Origin of the sequence: Dysgonomonas sp. HGC4 (assembly GCF_001261715.1) — a bacterium.
Lineage (GTDB): Bacteria > Bacteroidota > Bacteroidia > Bacteroidales > Dysgonomonadaceae > Dysgonomonas_A.
The window spans coordinates 12,643-31,949 of record NZ_CVRU01000150.1; the positions used below are offsets into that span (position 1 = coordinate 12,643).

Consider the following 19,307-nt stretch of genomic DNA (forward strand, 5'->3'; position numbering starts at 1 on the left):
ATTCAAATCTCAGCATTAATAATCTTTCCTATTTGTAGGAATCAGTCAGATTTTTGTAGAAACTGTCAAAATGTGATATCAATTCCTCCCATTACAGTAGTACCGGGCATAGGAAACCCTTCGTTGATAGTATATTTACGCCCTGTAAGATTATCTCCATTCATAAACAGAGAGAATGTTTTCGATAATTTATAGAGAGCCCGTGCATTTAGCAAAGTATAATTTTCGGTTTTAGAATCGTCTCCCACCCGAGTATATAACTTATCGATATATTGAGTATTTGCACTCAATGTCAATTTATTTATCTTCCAGGTGGCTTCAATAAATGCCATGTGTTTGGGTGCAGCAATAATAGGTTTATTGGTCTGGAGGAAACTATAATTTCCTGTCACTTTTAAAGAGGGTAGAATATAGTAATTAACAGCAAACTCAAATCCTTTATTTATAAAAGAACCTATATTCTCATTTAGCATTTTTCCATCTACAGGAACAGTTTGTATCATATCCTTCCCATCGATGTAGAAGGCTGTTAATTCAAAATTCAACTTACCTTGCAAACATTTTTGGAGAATTGAAAAATCATAATTCATCATCGATTCGGGTCGTAAATCGGGATTTGCTGCAACATACATATACAAATCTCTAAGATTGGGACTTCTAAAGCCTTTTGACAATGAAGCCTTCAGAGTTGTATTTTTATTCAGTTGATAAGCTGATCCAACTTGCGGAACCCATTCACGACCATATACCTGATTTATTTCGAGGCGAATACCTACATTTAATGTCAGCTTATGAAATAAAGTCTGTTGCATCAATAAGTAAAGCCCTGTTTCATTTACTGTTTTATCTATTATGTCTACTTCTTTGTCTGGAAATTGATTCCAGGCATGACCTCCCCAGTTTTTATAATCGAGTCCGGCAGTTAAAAGATTACCCTTGAAAAGATGAGCCGATTGATAAAGCATAAACCCTGCATTATGGTCTCTCGATTCAAATAAATAATCTCGGGGCTTTCCATTTTTCCATCCGTCATTTACTTCATGATCTCCATAATTATAAAAAGCTTTAAATGCTCCACTTGAGTTGGAATAGTTATTCTCCACTGAAAAAGAATAAGATGAGCGAAGAGCATCCACCCAATTATCTGTCATTAATTGTTCGACACTTCCCGGATTATTCGATTTAAATTTAGCTACCATGGCATCCCCCGATACATTCCAGTTATGAGAGATTTCATAGCCGGCCTTAACAAATCCATTAGTTATATAGAATTTCGAATTTTCACGATGCCCATCTGTACAATCGTGATTAACGGATGCAAAGACATTCAGCTTATTTTCTTTTAATCTGGCATTCGCCATGTATTTTTGTGTGTTGTACGATCCGTATTGTAAACGCGCCTGTCCATTAACTCCATCTTGCTTTGCCTTACGTGTTATTATATTAATCACTCCGCCCATAGCATTAGATCCATAGAGCAACGAACCCGGTCCTCGTATTACTTCTACCTTTTCGGCATCAGAAGATACGTATGTATCAGGAAGATGATGTCCGAAAATACCTGCCCACTGGGGTTGCCCGTCGAGAAGCATCAGCACTTTATTTCCGCCTCCTACTCCTCTGATATTGACAGTTCCTGCCGAACCTGACGATACCCCAAACCCCGTTATGCTGCGCTCGGTAACAAACAATCCCGGTACACGTCCGGATAAAACTGAAAGTAAAGCCGACTCTCCATCAGCTTCTATTTCATCACGAGTTATAACGGATACTGTGGCTGGTATCTGATTGCGGTTGACTTGTGTTTTTGTACTACTTATCACTGTTACTTCACCCAATGAAATAGTATCTTTTCCTATGGTTTGAGCTGATAAATACCCAAAAGGTAGAGTGATAAAAGCCCAGATGAAAATTGATATTTTCATATTTGATTAATAAAAGTAAGAACAGATAAGGTTATAATTACATAATTCATAGTATCTCAATCTAAAGTATTCAGATCATAAAATTACTCACATAGTTATCTGCTCATTTGTAAAAAACAATCAAATAATTACAAAATCAATCCAATCAGCACTCTATATTCACCTATTGATTAGTATATTCGGTAGGAGACATACCAAAATAAGTTTTGAAACAATTAGAGAAATAAGCATGACTATTAAATCCTACAGCAACATATACTTCCGAAACTGGCAACTTTGCTTCTTTCAACATTTTCGCCCCCATATTCAAACGAAAATTACGAATAAACTCATTAGGTGAAAGATTAGTGATAGCTTTTATTTTTCGGTATAAATTGGCTCTACTCATTCCAACATCGCGACTAAAATCATCCAAGTTTAGTTCGGGATTCGAGACATCTTTTTCCAAGATTTCATATAATTTCTGCATAAATCGTTCATCAACAGAAGAAGCCTCAACGCCCAAAGTTTCCAAAGAAAACCGCTTCCCATATATTTCTTTCAAACTTTCTCTGGCTTGAAGAATATTTATTACTCTGGCAATTAATAGAGACGAGTTAAACGGTTTTACTATATATTCATCTGCTCCTGCCTCATAACCCTCTTTAATATCGTCGGTCATTGCACGTGCTGTAATCATTATCACAGGAATATGACTGGTTCGCAAATCGGTTTTTATTCTTTTACACATTTCCATACCATCCATTTTGGGCATCATCAGATCCGATATTAGCAGATCTGGTGAGTGATTTATAGCTTTATCTATGGCCTCCAATCCATTGGCTGCTTCAATTATATTATGTGCATCTTTTAATAGAGAAATAATATATCTCCGAACATCAATATTGTCTTCAACAACTAAAATAGTGGTTCGTTTTACCGTTTTCTTTTCTTCCGATTCTTTATCTTCCGAACAATCTATAGTGTATGGTAATTCAGTCTCTTCCACGATTTCTTCGGTATAAGCATCGTCTCTGAAACAGTCTTTACATACAGGAAGAATACATTTAAAAACAGCTCCCGATGCGTCGGAGCTTTCAGCCCATATCACTCCATGATGCATTTCTATTATAGATTTACTAAGGCTTAAGCCTAAGCCGGTACCCGATGCAGAGTGTTCGTTCTGTGCCACCTGATAGAATGGTATAAATATTTTCTCTAGCTCGTCATTTGCTATCCCCGTCCCTGAATCCTTGATTTCTAATATTATGTATGATATATCTTCATTTATAAAACTCTTACCTTTTTCTGCGAAATTTTTCTTTATTTCAGATAGTGTCATACAACTTAAATTAACATCAATAACCCCTCCATTTGGTACGTTTTTAAACGCATTGGACAGCAAATTGAAGTATACCTTTTCCATTAAGCTTTTATCAAACCAATTATTAACAATATCAATTGTATGATTAAACTCGAAATTAATTTTTCTTGAAACTGCCAACTCCCTAAAGATTAAAACCATTTCTTCGGAAAACTTCACAAAGTCATTTTCTGAGATTTTTAAACTCATCGTTCCACTCTCTTTCTTTTGGAAATCCATTAAGTTATTAACCAAACGCAGTAATCGTCGGGCATTACTCCTCATCAAAATCATATTTTCTCTGACCTTAGATGTAAGGTCCTCCTTTTCCACCATATCTTCTAGAGGATTAATGATGAGTGTAAGTGGTGTTCTCAGTTCATGCGAAAAATTAGTGAATAACTTATTTCGAGCCTGATGGAATTCGTCTTGAGTTTTCGCTTCCATCTGTTTTAGTTTTATATCATTTTCCAATCTCTTCCTCTCCGTAAAATAGCGTATAATAAACAAGATAATACCCGAAATAAATAAAACATAAAAAGTATAAGCCCACCATGTTTTCCAGAACGGAGGCAAAACTACGATTTTTAGACTCGCTCCTTCATCATTCCAAACACCATCATTATTAGATCCTTTAACTACAAATTGATATTCTCCGGGAGGGATATTTGTATAATATGCCATCCTTCTTGATCCCACATTATTCCATTCTTTATCGAAACCTTCCAGTTTATAAGCATACTGATTTTTATCGGCAAAAATGAAATTAAGAGCGCTATACTCTATTGAAATATTGGATTGGTCGTACTTGAGCACAATTTTTTTCTGTGAATTCAATTGCTCTTTAAGTATTTTATCCTCACCACCGGACACAATCTTAGCATTATTGATATATAAATTATTAAAGACAATAGGCGGAACATAAGGGTTGACCGTCATTCGCTGTGGATTGAATGTTACAAAGCCATTACTACCACTGAAGATTATATTATTATTAGAAAGTTTCAGACCTGCATGAAGTGTAAACTCATCAATTTTCAATCCATTAGAATGTGTATAATTCTGAAACGTTTTTGCGTCTGTGTTAAAATCGGAAATACCCGTACTTGTGCTAATCCATAAATGCCTGTTACCTCCATCAACAATCATACACACATTGTTATTCAATAGGCTGTCTTTTGTACCATAAGTAATAAACTTATCGGATTTAGGATCAAACAAACTTATACCACCACCAAAAGTTCCAATCCATATCTCTCCCGCACTATCTTTAACAATAGAAGTAACAAAGTTTTCCGGTATTTTATCGGGATTATTTTCTAATGGATTGTTCTTATAATTCTTTAATATATGGGTATTGTAATCATAGTAGAACAAGCCATTATTTCTTGTGCCGATAAGAAATACATTTGTCTCGATCTCAAGTATACTTCGTACATCCGAAAATCGAATATTCTGCTTTCCTATAACCGGAAATTCTTTTCTTACATCTTTATTTCCTAAAATCAGAGAAAAACCATATTCACTAACACCACTTATCACTAAGTCTCCTTTTCGTGTTTTACCTATTTGATAAATAGATCTTTCTTCTTTTAGATCATATTCTAACGAAAATTTGTGACTACTCATATCAAAACTATAAATAGTACCTAGATTGGTTCCACAAAGAATTCGAGAGCCATCTTGATAGAGCGATTTTATTATGTTCTTTTGATAAACTTTATTCGCATTATCAAATATCAAGTAATGCTTAAACGATTCTGTTTTTTTATCCACTTCGAGCAATCCTCCTCCTTCGGTTGCAATATAAAGGCTGCTTGGAGTCTCAACAATTGGCCCCATTATTCCCAATATTGCCTTCAAACTTGCACTAGGGTTATAAAACTGAAATTTTTGGCCATATCTGTTGTAATAACAAATACCACCCGCATAAGTACCTACCCACAATGTTTGAGATCGGTCGAAGTAAACGCTAATAATTGAATAATGACTCAATGCACCTTGTCCCGAAGAGTATTCTTTATATTGTGTAATCTCTCTTGTTTTATTATCTATCACGTTGAGTCCATTGAAAGTCCCCACTACAATACTTCCATCGGGTGCTTCAGTAATATTTCTTATATTATTATTTGTTAGTCCATTATTCTCATTATAATAGGTGAATTCCTTTGCTCCTTTTTTTAAATAACTTATACCTTTGTTTTGTGTACCTACCCATAAATTGTCATTCCTATCAATAAAAAGGACTTTCACATAATCATCTGAAATGCTATATGCGTCATTTGGTGTATTTTTATAAACTGTATATTGTTTATTCTCGAGATTATACACAATTAACCCCTCTGTCAAAGTACCGAGATAAAGTTTATTCTCTTTCTTTACTATTGCATTCACACGGTTATGTTCCAACAAATTATCTATTGTTATACGACGAAATGAATCCGTAGCCTGATCATATAAATTCAAGCCTTGATTTGTTCCTACCCAAAGATTATTCTGATCGTCGAAAAAGATAGATAGTATTGTATTGTGATATAATGAGTTCTTATTATTAGGTTCGAGATAATACCTCTTAAATTTATTAGTAGAAGGGTTTAAGCAATTAAGTCCATTGTTTGTTCCTATCCAAAGATTCTGATTATTATCCTCGGTCATGCATAAAATATGATTATCACTTATACTCGAATTATCTTCTGCATCCGTTATAAATACATCAAAATTGTAACCATCAAACCTATTCAATCCATTCCGTGTTCCAAACCACATGAATCCTTTACTATCTTGGAGGATAGAGGTTCCTGTTATCTGAGATAATCCGTTTCCTAACGACAAATTAGAAAAGTAGTATAGATCTTTTCCCTCTACACATATTATTGACATAGAGAAGAGCAGAAGAAATAGTAAGTTCTTCATAGAAAATAAGGCTAATAAGGTCTCAGACCTATGTGTTACTTTGGTATGGGAGCTAATTCGATATATTATACACGGTGGGTCTAGAATATATGTATGTCTGCTCCTACTTAATTGTTACTTAATTCACTCTTGGATATATTCCAACTCTCGATAAAAATAGTGAAATATTTGGTATTATAGCTAAACTTGATAGGTATCATTTATCAATGTCACATAATCCCAAAAAGTCTTACAACATCAGAAATATTGTAAGACTTTATTATTTTCTTACCAATATTCAATTAACTGGAATAAGACGCACAGCTATGGGTCTCAGATAAGAGACTCCCTCATATTTATCTCCTTCCAGTAAGCAAATATATTCTCCTTTAGGAATACTAATCTGTCCTGCCTTAATACTATTTACTCCATCTTTTTCAAGTCTTGGTACATAATTTATCTCATATCGCTTCCCATTGATATTTAAGATAACACTTCCTTTATCTTTTTCCGATTCAGTATTATACTCTATATATATATCATAGTTCACTGCTTCATTTATTCGGAATTTCCATTGAAAGGATTGACTGTTATTATTCCATCCTTTTACATAATTCCTATTTGGTTTGCCATCTCCATACCCTAAACCTACGCCTTTAAGCTCCGCATCGAATGCATATAATATGTTCTCTGATGAAGTAGAAAGCAATCTTACAGGATAAGCAGCTTTCTTTTCTTTCAAAGTCAAAGCCACTACTGTATTTATAGTATCAGGTGCTATCTGTGGTAAGAAGATCTCCACATCTTTACTACTTAATCTGCCTGTCTTCAGTTCATTCTTGTTTGAATTACCCACAATCCAAGCTTTATCAATATCAGAAGTCAGACCACCCACTATAAGTTTACCATCTTTAGGCCAATTGTATATATGCAAATAAGTAATATTATCCCTCTTTGTTGTAACACCCCATGTCTGAACAGGAAGGTCTGTTCGTTCATTCCCATAAATGGCTTCTCCATATACAGAAAGCCATTTACCTACCCCTTTAAATATTTCAACATCTTTCTCATCCCATTTTCCATTTCCCATTGGTCCTACATTCATCAATATATTTCCTCCTTTTGATGTTGCTGAAGATACCAAACGTATAAAATGGCTCACCGCCTTATGAGACGAGTCGTATTTGCTATATCCATACGATTCGTTAGTGGTAGGAATAGACTCCCAATATCCTTTCACAGGAAAAAAGTACGCAGCCCTATCTCCGGTATTGATATAATCGCCCAGATTACCACCCGCAAAACGTGCTAATCTACCATTAACTACAATATCGGGGCTAGCCTCTCGAATACTTTTCAGTATCCTGATATTTTCATATAAGGGTAGCTTATGCGGTGTATCGAACCACAAGATATCCGGATTATACTTTTTAATGAGTTCCACTATCTGAGGTATCGATTTTTCGCTTACATATTTCTCTGCGTGAGGAATAAAATCAGTACGAGTTAGCCACCAATTGGCACCACCTATTAGTTTGTCTCCACCGGGATTATTATAATCCCAATCATTTCCGGGAGCATCTGGATGTTCCCAATCAAAAGCATGCGAATAATAGAATCCAAATTTGATTCCATATTTAGTGGCAGCAGCTCTCAATTCCATCATGGGATCTTTATTGTATTTGGTCATTCGCATATCATATGGATAAGCATCTGAGAAATACATAGCAAATCCATCGTGATGCTTGGCTGTAATTATAAAATAACGCATACCTGCTTCTTTAGCATGTAGCATCCATTCGTCTGCATCGAAGTCTATGGGATTAAAGGGTATGACTAGTTTATCTTTGTATTCTTGTAGCGATATTTTTTCTTTTCTCATCAAATGCTCCGAGTATCCTGTAACAGGTTTTCCTTTCCATTCCCCTCCTGCTTCAGAATATACACCCCAATGAATGAAACAACCAAACTTGGCGTCGTTATACCATGACATTCTCTCACTAAGAGTTTTTTGTGAATCTTTCCACCAATCCGATAGTGCTTCTTGCACTGCAATACTATCCTGATGCAAATCAAGTTTTCCAACATCCATTCCCTGTTCATCCCCTTTGTCAAATTTAATTTGAGCTTGAGATACAGAGCTTAATAATAAGCTGGTTAAGACAAATGATATAATCTGTTTTTTCATAGCGTATCCTTTTATTTATTCACTTGACGAGCTTTTAACTGAGCCAAATAGAAGGAAACAGGTATTAAACCCGATTTATTATGTCCCTCCCATATACCATCAGGACGGTCTTTGAAATGTCCCGGAGTTTTCTCACCTTGCAAACCAATACAATAATTATTTCCGGATGTCCATGGATTTTGTACTGCTACAATCCTAGCCTTACAGTTCCACAACACTTGTGTTACTCCTGCCCAGCCATGTCCGCTACCCATTTGTCCTCTGTCCTGAACATTAATCTGATTATCGGTAGTTATATTATCATATAATGTACCCACAGACCAACGATGATGGGGTCCAATATCACTCAAAGACTCTCTTGCCACACAATTATAAAACACATTAGGACCACATACTCTGGCTCCTGTTACATAATCGTGTCGTGCTTGTGTACTTAAGCAATTCATAAATAAATTTTGCTGCCCCCAATTATTAAACGAATATCGCCTTCCTCCCGTAGGAATCGATTTTGCTTCGTAGCTTTTACATTCTCGTACTGTTATGTTTTTAGCTCCTGCTTCGAGGCTCACGCAAGCATAAGCAAAATAACGAGCAGTTACACCTTTAACCCAACAATTTTCTGCATGATTAAATTCTACACCTATCCAGCTATGTTCTTCGTCCTGCTCTCCCATATATCTACTTTCTAAATACATATCTTCAATACCTATTTCGTTGATACGTCCATCATAAGTGTATTTATAGATTTCGCCACCTCCAAATTTTTCATCCAATTGCATTACTATTGGATTATCAATAGTTATAAGGTTACCTTTTATGGCAGTTATTACACGTTCGAAATGCAGATTATATTCTTCGGCTTTCCATTGCTTTGTACCTTGTCTTTCCACAATTTTATTCATTCTTATGGCTTCGATCCAAGCATCGGTTCCCGGACGAAAAACAATAATACGATCGCCCACTTTCAGATTCTTAGCTGAAGCCACTGCAAATGAATGAGTACCCACAGGTACAAACTTGTCTGTTATCTTTATACGACTACCTTCAACTTCTGTTATTTTGCCCTCGCCTTGAATATTTATAAGTGCTTTTTGATTCTTGCTTAATGAAACAAGCCGAGTTTCTTCAATACCATCTCCTTCCCCTCGGAGAATTATTCCGCCAGCTTTTATATATAGATTGCCTTCTATTTTATATTCTCCACTCTTTAATAATATCGTACCTCTATGTCCCGTTGCATCGGGTTGCATAAGTGATACTTTATCAATAGCATCTTGAATAAGGGCAGTACAATCTCCCGCAATAAGAGGTTGAAGAGTTATTGTAGTAGAATAATCGGGTATATTTTTGTCTCCATGATGGTAGCCCACTCTACTAAAATCGGGTATTATATTTCCTTCTTTATCGGGTATATAACTTAGACTACCATCTGTATTTAGTTTTACTAAATCAGACTTCCATGTTTCTTGAGCATTTACGCCAATTGCAAGCAGACTGAAAAAGACTAAGAGAAATATATGTTGTAAAATTTTCATAATATATTAGATGTCTCGTTTCTATTAAATGGATGCTTTTTATTCAAAAAAGCACATCAATTTATCTTTGTTTTAATAACAATCACCCCATTTGCACCTTTAAGGCCATACATTGAAGCATCTTTCAACACCTCTACAGACTCAATATCTTTTATATTGACCGAACTATTGACATTTACAAGACTGTTATACTCTACATTATCAACAATGTAAAGAGGCTCTACACTTAATGACATAGAACTCCCTCCACGTATTTTAGCAATAGGTACATTGTCTATTTCGGTCACCTGAACTCCTGGAATATTTCCGCGTAATAGATCTATCAACGAGTTGGCGCTCGATTCTTCGATTTCCTCTCTCGTCAATACATTAGAATTATTACGAACCGGAAGTGTTTTTAAGTAATCAAAAAATTCTTCGCCGCTTAATCTATTTAAGCTCAGACTCTCCTTGCCTAGAATAATATCAAACGCATAATTATCTTTCACCGGAATATATACTTTCTTATTTTTTGAAGGACTTATTTGCAGGGTATCACTTTCTGAAACACTCTTCAATAAGAATATTCCATCTTTCAAACTTTTGGTCGTATTAGATGTATTTTTGACTTTTACCAATATGTTTTTAATAGGCTTCCCTTTTCTGTCTACAATCCGTCCTGTAATATCTCCGGCTCTAATCGGAAATAATACAAATACCAGAAGCATTACACAAAGTATCTGTTTCATAGATTAATATTTAAGGTTATATAAACGTAAAGACAGACTAATGCAGTAAATAGAATAAATGAAGGGCGAACAAATCAATTCGCCCCTACATTCTAACTATCTAAACTACACACCTATTTAATACTTTATTTAAGTATTGCTCCATCATTTGCCCCGTATGCATCATCTAAATATAAAACCGGTAGATTTTTCCCCGTTCCATTAGGAAATCCGATACGCCACCAGTCAATATAAATATTATCCTGACTATTGTTTTTCGTTCTAAATTCTCTCAGCCACGAAGATTTAAGTACTTCCTCTCCATCTAAATTGACATAGATATAATAATCTTTATCTACACTCATCGAGATTTTTTTGTATATCCCGTTGTCAAAAGACGACACTTTGCCAACATACGTCATAAATGAAACAACTTTAAGAACTCCTTTTTCTAAATAAGAAATTGAAATGGCTAGGTTGAATTTCTCTCCAAGAGATGTAACAGGCATTTTTCCTTGCACGTTAGGATACCACTCTACTTTTAATTGAGTTGGATATACTACATCTGTCTGCTTTGGATCACGCTTTAAACCCCATGCATAATATAACGAAGGAGGTCCTTTTTTTGTCCCTACAGTCATTGAGTCAGCAGGAATAGCACTAATGAACCCTATTTTAGAAATTGTACTAAAAGGAATTTTTAATTGAGCATCATTAAAGACTTTTTCTAAATAGCGTTGTACCTCGGTACTTGATTTGCCATTAAATTGAGCATAAGTATTGGTTGTCCCACCAATGGATTCGGTTTTAGCTATTATTTCCGACCCCGATTGAGGTGTAATTCCATAAGGAGTTTTTTCAAATTTTTCGAAGAAATAACTAGATACATACATTTTGTGAATGCGTGTTTGAGATTTCCCTCCTGAGCTAACAGTACACGATACGGTATAAGTACCCGGAGTATTAGGAGCTTGCCAAGTCATCTCATCCAAGCCCTGAGGCTGAGTTAAGCGTCCACCTTCACAAGACCATTGATAATCCACTTCGCTCAAATCGTCAGAGCGAACAGCCATCCATATCTTAACTTTCTGATTACAATAAAACTCATCTCCGTCTGTATTCAACGAATCAATTTCCACATAATGATCATCCGAACAGCTTGTAGCCAAGAGTCCACAAAGCAAGATAAAGTATAGTGATTTTATATAATGTCTCATATATATACAATTTTTATTTGTCAATTTATTTAAATATGTCTTTAGTAGGTCTGTCTATCCACGATTCTACTACATGAATGTATGCACCCGACGTAGAAAGGAGGTTACTTGTACGTGGCTTGATTTCAGACTTGTAGTGCCCATTAAAGTTATTAAAGACAATATTCGGATTACGATCTTTTATCAGATACATATTTACTTTAGCTGTATCGGCAGAAGCATAAGAGTCGAACCACTTGGGTTCGGCTGGAAGATTACTCCATGTATGTGCTCCCTTTACAATATGGTAAAGTAAAAATTCCTTGACTTGCTCTTTTGGATATTGAGTCATCGATATAGGTGCATACAAACTTGTCTCATCACCCGGTCTTTCATATAATTTATGTGTCTGAAAATAGCTCAGATCAGTAGATGTTGTTGAATTGAAAGCTTTATCTGTAAGAAGAATATAAGTTGCCGCCGACTCATTATACATATTCTGCATCTCAGCATACTCAATAGCCTCTTTCAGTATCGGAAAAAGATCCTGACGGATTTGTACAAATTCCCAGACCGTCATATTTATATGATTATCATAAGTACCTGCTTCATAGTCATAGTCGTAAGGTTCTTGTAAATCCAAACCAAATACTTCACAACCCGCAAATACCAGAGGGAAAGCGATAATAGCAAAAGCTATTCTTATATATTTTTTTATCATAATTCTAATGATTTAATCAAACTTGTATTTAAATTATCCTTCAGAATAAGGTTTATTTTGGTCCCCTTTTAATGCAGGATTAGCCTCAAATTCGCGATAGTATATTGGTGCAAGTATTCGCCCTTCATCTCCAAACCCTGTTGGAGCTATTCCAATAGCAGACTGACGCTCTTTTATAACCTTATCCATTACCGGAATCACTCTATTTGTTCTTACTAGATCAAACCAGCGTTTCCCTTCTGCCATAAACTCTAACTGACGCTCTAGCAAAATAACTGTTTCTACTTCTTCCTTATTTGATGTAGCGGAAACTTCCTTTTTAGCATCAGCTAAATATCCTACTCGTTTGCGGATTTTGTTTACTATTTCGAGAGCTTCACTTCCTCTGCCTTGCTGATTTAAAGCCTCGGCTCTTAACAATAACACGTCTGCCAAACGATATATCTGAGGTTGAACGGCTGCACTGGTAGTTGATAATACCAACCAATGAGATTTATAGACCGAGTTTTTCGAGTCATATTCTCTATTAGGGTCTACATCGCTATATTTTGTATTTTTTTCTATCCCTACTGCATAATAGCTATTATACGATATGGGCATTCTACTGTTATTAGAGTATAATTTAACGGTATCCAAAACATTCCACAAACGACCATCGGTACCCTGATTTGAATAACGTCTGTCTACAAATTCCTGAAACAGTGTTTGAGAAATCTTATATCCATTATTGGTATTGGATGCACCTACACGTTGAGGCCAAAGAGAACCACCATCAGCATCGAAATTCCATGCCATAACAAATATTGCTTCTCTGGACGAATTGGGTACTAAGAACATTTGCTTCCATTCGGCTTCATTCTTCACTAGTTCGAAATTGCTGTTGTTTTCAAAATATTCGGATGCTTCTAATGCTTCTTTATATTCTTTAAACCACATATGAACATCGGTTTTAAGAGCTTTACAAGTTGCATAGTTGATATAAAACTTATCTGATGTATTTACCAAATATGCTTCAGCCTTTATTATATCATCCATTATTTGCTTCTTTACAACCTCTATTTCCGATCTTGTAACTTGCGCTTTCACAACATCTCCATCCCATTGTGCTGTCACTAACGGAACTCTACCCCATACACGTATTGCATAGAAATACATTAATGCACGCATTCCATGAGCTTGTCCTATATAGTTGGCATAGTCTGACTCAATAATACCGGGTATGGTAGGATATCTCTCTATTGCAGTGTTGCATCTGGTTATACATGCATACAAGTCTTTCCAGCTATATTCTTCTTTCGTAGATTCAAGAGCATTCATATACACCTGACTGTCTTCATAACCTGTTGTTGTATAATTATCGGAACGTAGATCTCCCCAATCGATATGAGCTCTGTTTAACGTCTTTTGCATGGCATCATATATACCGGCATTCCAAGTACGCATATCTCCCTTAGACCCGAAGAAGGTTGACGGAGACATATCGGATAATGGATCTCTATCTAAGAAATCGTTGCATCCTATAAGCCCGAAAGCTCCTATGATAGTGAGTAATATATATTTTTTCATTGTTTTATTGATTTTAAGGTCGCAGACCTTTTTATTACTTAGTCAAGTACGAAAACTATAACCTGTTATAATTAGAAAGTATATCATTAAATACTTTCATTTACTTAAAATCCTACATTGATTCCAAATCCAACCTCACGATAACGTGGATATGCCGAATTGTCTCTTCCCGGAGTCAATACACTACCTCCTATTTCGGGATCATAACCCGAGTACTCAGTCCAAGTAGCCAAATTATTTGTATATACATATACTTGACAAGTACGAAGTGGAGTTTTATTTAAGAATTTATGTTCTACATTATAGGTTAAACGAATATTCTTCAATCGCAGGAATGATGCATCTTCCAAATACTGGCTATTAAGTTCTTGTCTGTTCTGAGTTTTTCGAGTACGAGAATCTAGTGCGTACCAAGGTGTTATTTGTCCTTGATATTTCCATCCTGTTCTTATATACTCGGGATGTTGCATGTGCGTATTACCACCCCATGTAGTATAATATTGTTTCAGTTTATTGTATACTTTTCCTCCCCAGCTCAGGTATAAATTGAATGATAGAGAGAAGTTTTTATACGTAAAGTTATTATCCCATGAAGCGAACCAATCCGGATTTCCACTCCCTAGAACTTTACGGTCATTATCATCTATCTTATTGTCATAATTGCCGTCTTTATCCGGAATATTTTCCCATATAACATCTCCTCCGGCTGCGGCTACTCCATTTTGTAAGATTTGCTTAACATCTCCCGAATACTTCGATCCATCGGGTAATACATAACCTTCGAGAATAGGTTGCCCATTAAGCCCTATTATTACATTATTATTTTCGTCTCTTTTCAATACTGGATTCAAACGCGTTTTGTAATCAGGGGTATATGCATTACTAAAGTCATATTCGTATACTCCCTCATTTTTATAACCATACCATTGACCGGCTGCTTTGCCTTTTGCAACTAACCACAGACTGCTTTCTACATAATCTTCTTTTGCCAGATCGGTTATTTTATTCTTGTTTGTCCACCAGTTAACAGTTGTATTCCATTTAAAGTCCTTAGTCATAACAGGATACCCTGATAAAGAAAATTCAAGTCCGCGGTTTTCTATACTCGCCAGATTTACACGCATCTTATCATACCCTGTTGTATAAGGCAGACTCATAGTAGATAGTAAATCACTTGTCTCTTTAATATAATAATCTGCGATGAAAGTAACTCGCCCGTTGAATAAGTTCAGATCAAGACCAAAGTTCGTTTGTTTGGTTTCTTCCCAATGTAAACTAGGATTACCATAAGTTGCTACAGGAACCACTCCACTCGTACCATTGTAACTATATTCTCCAGAGGTGAAAAGCGTTTGATATTCGTAATACCCAACTCTATCGTTTCCGGTTACCCCCCAACTACCACGCAATTTTGCATCGGAAACTACGCTGGATGCCCAATCCATAAATACCTCATCAGAAAAACGCCACCCTAGAGAGAATGCTGGGAATGCACCCCAACGTTCTTTAGGTCCAAAACGCGATGAACCGTCGTATCTCACACTTCCATTAAATATGTATTTATCTTTATACGTATAACCTACACGACCAAAGAAACTAGCTAGGGCATAATCTTCGGCAGTAGTATATGTTTTAGCCAAATCCAGATTTGCCATATTCATCGTATGTATTGATTCGGTTACCAGATCGGATCCTTCAAAATTCAAATATTCATTTTTTCCGGTTTCTACACTTGCCCCAGCCATCGCCGAAAGAACATGGTGCTTTCCCAGAGTTTTATTAAAGGTTAAATACATCTCGCCCGAATACCTTTGATTAAAGGTTGTTTTATCAGCTGCCGTGTTTTTGCGTAAACTCTCATCAGCATTACTATCTAGTTCTTTAGAAGCAAATTGAGTATTACGAGTTAAACCCAAATCGCCTTGCATATTTGCAGACAACGATAAATAGTTAGTAAACTTCCAGTCCATTCCCTGATAAATAACCCCTTGAAAGCGTTCTCTCTTATTGTCTCGTCCATATAATTCTTGAACCGGGTTTCTATTTCCTCCCATAGCATGATGAGGGGCAAATGTTCCATCAGGATAATAAATAATCATATTAGGCGGACGTCTCATAGCGGTCTGAAACACATTCCCTTCGTTTATGCTATTCGTTTTATTATTACTAAAACTCACTCTGGTTGTGAATCTAAGATTATCCCATCCATTAAAATCCATGTTATACCGACCTGTAATGCGGTCATTATAACTTGTTTTTATAATACCCTCATCGCCCACATAACCAAATGATGCCATGTACTTCAACTTATCAGTACCTCCACTAATTCCTAGATTCACATCATTTCTTATTGCTGTTTGTGTCAATAAATCTTGATAATAATTATTCACACTATTTACCAATCCTACAGAGTCTGTTACTGCACTAAATTTTTCAAGTGTTTTTGCAGGGTTACTTAAATCCGTTGCTTGCATATTTAATACCCTATCAAAAGCATTCACCTGTGGCAACTTATTTGCCATAGAACTATAACTTCGTAAATAGCGAAGATCTACTTTTGGTTTACCCGATTCTCCTGATTTTGTTGTAATTATTATAACACCATTAGCCGAACGTGCCCCATATATAGAGGCTGAAGCTGCATCCTTCAATATCTCAATAGATTTGATATCCAATGGATTGATATTATCGATACTGCTTGTTATAACATTATCAACAATGTAGAGAGGCGAAACTCCATTATCATCAAAAGTAGAAGCCCCACGTACCTGTATCATATTTGTACCTCCCGGGGCACCCGATGCAGATGTAACCTGAAGACCGGGAGCTGCACCTTGAAGTGCATCATAAATATTAATCGGAGATCTTTCCTCTATTAGTTTAGAATCGACTGAAGTTATTGCTCCGGTAATGTCCCGTTTTTTCTGAACACCGTATCCCACAACTACCACTTCATCCAATAGTTTTGTGTTTTCTGTCATAACAATCACGAGCTTCTTATTAGAATCGATTTTTACATCTTGATTATTATAACCCATATAAACAAAGCTTAATACATCTCCTTTTTGGCAGGCCAATGTAAATCCGCCATTCAAATCGGTAATAGTACCTTTTGTTGTTCCTTTAATAGTAATTGTTACACCGATCATGGGTTCTCCCGAATCATCATTCACTATCCCTGTAACATTTAGTGTCTGGGCAGAAAGGGTATGCCCCAGACAAAAAACAAACAAGAATAAAACGAGCCACCGACTCATCAGTTTAGGCTTTTTGTTTTCTTTTTCTTTCATTTAAACTAGATTTTAATAGGTTTGGTTTTTCACGGTTAATTAAGGTCTTAAACCTTTTTTATTCTATCATATTAGTTTTCGGACATGGCAAGACCATTCCCTGACCACAATAATATTTTATTGTATACACAGTTTACAAAACAGTTAGTGTTATAAAAAATCTTAAGGTATTGCTTTTACAAGTCTAGTATTTCGAATGTTTTTACAGAATTAGATACAATCTTCAATGGAAGCAGCTTTTCTTTTAGCTCTAATTTTATTACAGAGGCTATGGCATCAGGAGATTTAGTCGGCACGTCGATAATCATACCATCTGTCGTTTTTTGAATATTCAAGGTCTTTTTATTTTGCAATAAAGTCGCACTTTTTACTTCTGAGTCAATATTAAAATAGAGTTTACCATCCGAAGGCCATTCAAACACGCATAAGTATAATATCGTATTGTTTTTATTGTCTTTGCGGATACATTCTCCCCATGTAGGAAAAATAAGGCTACGCTGCGTTCCGTAGATGGCTTCACCATTTATTTTCATCCATTCGCCCATCTCTTTCAAACGAGTTACACTTGGCTCTGGAATTTCGCCTTCGGGTGTGGGTCCCACATTCAATAAATAGTTACCTCCTCGGGCAGCTATAGTTATCAAGTTTCTCACTAATACCTCCGTGGGTTTCCATGCATTTTCCCAGCTTTTAAATCCCCACGAACTACCTATATTCATACAAGTCTCCCAATCAACACCTTCAATATCTTCGGCTTTAGGTACTCTACCTTCGGGTGTTTTATAATCTCCAGGGAAATTAGGACGCTTCAATCTATCATTCTGAATAATTTGAGGATATTTAGCTAATTCTGCTGAAATTTTCTCTGCAAAAGCGTCTGTCATCTGGGTTGGAGTATCCCACCATAAGACAGCAACATCTCCATAGTTAGTCAGTAACTCTTTTATTTGAGGAACAGATACTTTATCAATATACTCATCCATTGTTGCAGTTTGCTGAGCCGGATCCCAGTATCCTTTATTAGCTTCGGTGTATGCATCTATTCTGGTTGAATCCGGATTTGGCCATCCTTCTCTCATCAACTTACGAGCAACAGAACCTCCTGGATTGTTCCAATCTTGTGCCTGAGAATAATAAAAGCCAAGCTTCATTTTGTGCTTACGGCATGCTTTAGCCAACTCATCCAGTATATCTTTATTGTAAACAGTAAAATCTACAATATTGTATTTGCTGGCATTACTCTTAAACATTGCAAAACCATCGTGATGCTTTGTGGTAATAACAATATACTTCATACCTGCTTCTTTTGCCAGCTTAACCCATACCTCGGCATCGTACTTGGTTGGATTGAATCCTTTTGTAATTTGCTGATACTCTGCTACTGGTATTTTGCATCGGTTCATAATCCACTCAGCACCTCCTCGATTCTGATTATGTCCCTTATATACACCTCCTAATATGGAGTAAGGTCCCCAATGGATAAACATTCCAAACTTGGCTTCGCGCCACCACTCCATTTTTTTATCCTGATCGACGGTGGATGTATTTGCTTTCTGAGCGTGAAGGCTAAAGATAAAGCTTAGCAAAATAATGAATACCATTATTTTTTTCATAGGATGTAGAATTTTAAGGTTTATTTCGTAATAGGTTCTGTACAAAAATAGGTGGCAACTGTAATCTCCATTTGCAGAAATGAGTCTTTTTTTTGTAAAATCAGTTCATTATCCGCCTAATACCAACTAATAATCAACTGTTTAATACTTTCTAATATTATAGGACTGATTTATTTTCTTTGAAATAGAACCTCTCAAGTATAGAATAAGAGATTTCTATTTAGATTCTCAAATGCAATATTTTGTTAATTAGAAATACTAAAAACCATATCTAAAGAGTCAGACTTAGGATGTTTGTTCAGTTGATTAAATAAAAATTGGTTTTCCGAGTA

The 19,307-nt window shown here is 35.8% G+C and carries 10 protein-coding genes; all 10 read right to left on the minus strand.

Features of this window, described 5'->3' with window-relative positions; all coding sequences use genetic code 11:
- Positions 1 to 65: 65 nt before the first annotated feature.
- Entirely contained in the window at positions 66 to 1,925 is a 1,860-nt protein-coding gene (locus HGC4_RS14405; protein ID WP_050710838.1) for a TonB-dependent receptor plug domain-containing protein, read from the minus strand.
- 163 nt (positions 1,926 to 2,088) lie between these two features.
- A complete protein-coding gene (locus tag HGC4_RS14410; RefSeq protein WP_050710839.1) occupies positions 2,089 to 6,180 on the minus strand; it encodes a two-component regulator propeller domain-containing protein in 4,092 nt (1,363 codons plus the stop codon).
- 277 nt (positions 6,181 to 6,457) lie between these two features.
- Positions 6,458 to 8,347 carry an alpha-L-fucosidase gene (locus HGC4_RS14415; protein WP_082204193.1) on the minus strand — a complete coding sequence of 630 codons (1,890 nt, stop codon included), beginning with the start codon at positions 8,345 to 8,347 and terminating at the stop codon, positions 6,458 to 6,460.
- An 11-nt stretch (positions 8,348 to 8,358) separates the two neighbouring features.
- Positions 8,359 to 9,882: a hypothetical protein gene (locus HGC4_RS14420; RefSeq protein WP_050710840.1), complete on the minus strand. Its 1,524-nt coding sequence runs from the start codon at positions 9,880 to 9,882 to the stop codon at positions 8,359 to 8,361.
- 56 nt (positions 9,883 to 9,938) lie between these two features.
- Positions 9,939 to 10,610 carry a TonB-dependent receptor plug domain-containing protein gene (locus HGC4_RS14425; protein ID WP_082204194.1) on the minus strand — a complete coding sequence of 224 codons (672 nt, stop codon included), beginning with the start codon at positions 10,608 to 10,610 and terminating at the stop codon, positions 9,939 to 9,941.
- 125 nt (positions 10,611 to 10,735) lie between these two features.
- On the minus strand, positions 10,736 to 11,806 hold the full coding sequence (locus tag HGC4_RS14430; protein ID WP_050710842.1) for a hypothetical protein: 1,071 nt from the start codon (positions 11,804 to 11,806) through the stop codon (positions 10,736 to 10,738).
- Positions 11,807 to 11,831: 25 nt separating this feature from the next.
- Entirely contained in the window at positions 11,832 to 12,506 is a 675-nt protein-coding gene (locus HGC4_RS14435; protein ID WP_050710843.1) for a fasciclin domain-containing protein, read from the minus strand.
- A 33-nt stretch (positions 12,507 to 12,539) separates the two neighbouring features.
- Positions 12,540 to 14,072 carry a RagB/SusD family nutrient uptake outer membrane protein gene (locus HGC4_RS14440; RefSeq protein ID WP_050710844.1) on the minus strand — a complete coding sequence of 511 codons (1,533 nt, stop codon included), beginning with the start codon at positions 14,070 to 14,072 and terminating at the stop codon, positions 12,540 to 12,542.
- A gap of 104 nt (positions 14,073 to 14,176) precedes the next feature.
- Positions 14,177 to 17,362 carry a SusC/RagA family TonB-linked outer membrane protein gene (locus HGC4_RS14445; RefSeq protein ID WP_050710845.1) on the minus strand — a complete coding sequence of 1,062 codons (3,186 nt, stop codon included), beginning with the start codon at positions 17,360 to 17,362 and terminating at the stop codon, positions 14,177 to 14,179.
- Positions 17,363 to 17,538: 176 nt separating this feature from the next.
- Positions 17,539 to 18,975 carry an alpha-L-fucosidase gene (locus HGC4_RS14450; RefSeq protein ID WP_050710846.1) on the minus strand — a complete coding sequence of 479 codons (1,437 nt, stop codon included), beginning with the start codon at positions 18,973 to 18,975 and terminating at the stop codon, positions 17,539 to 17,541.
- Positions 18,976 to 19,307: the final 332 nt, after the last annotated feature.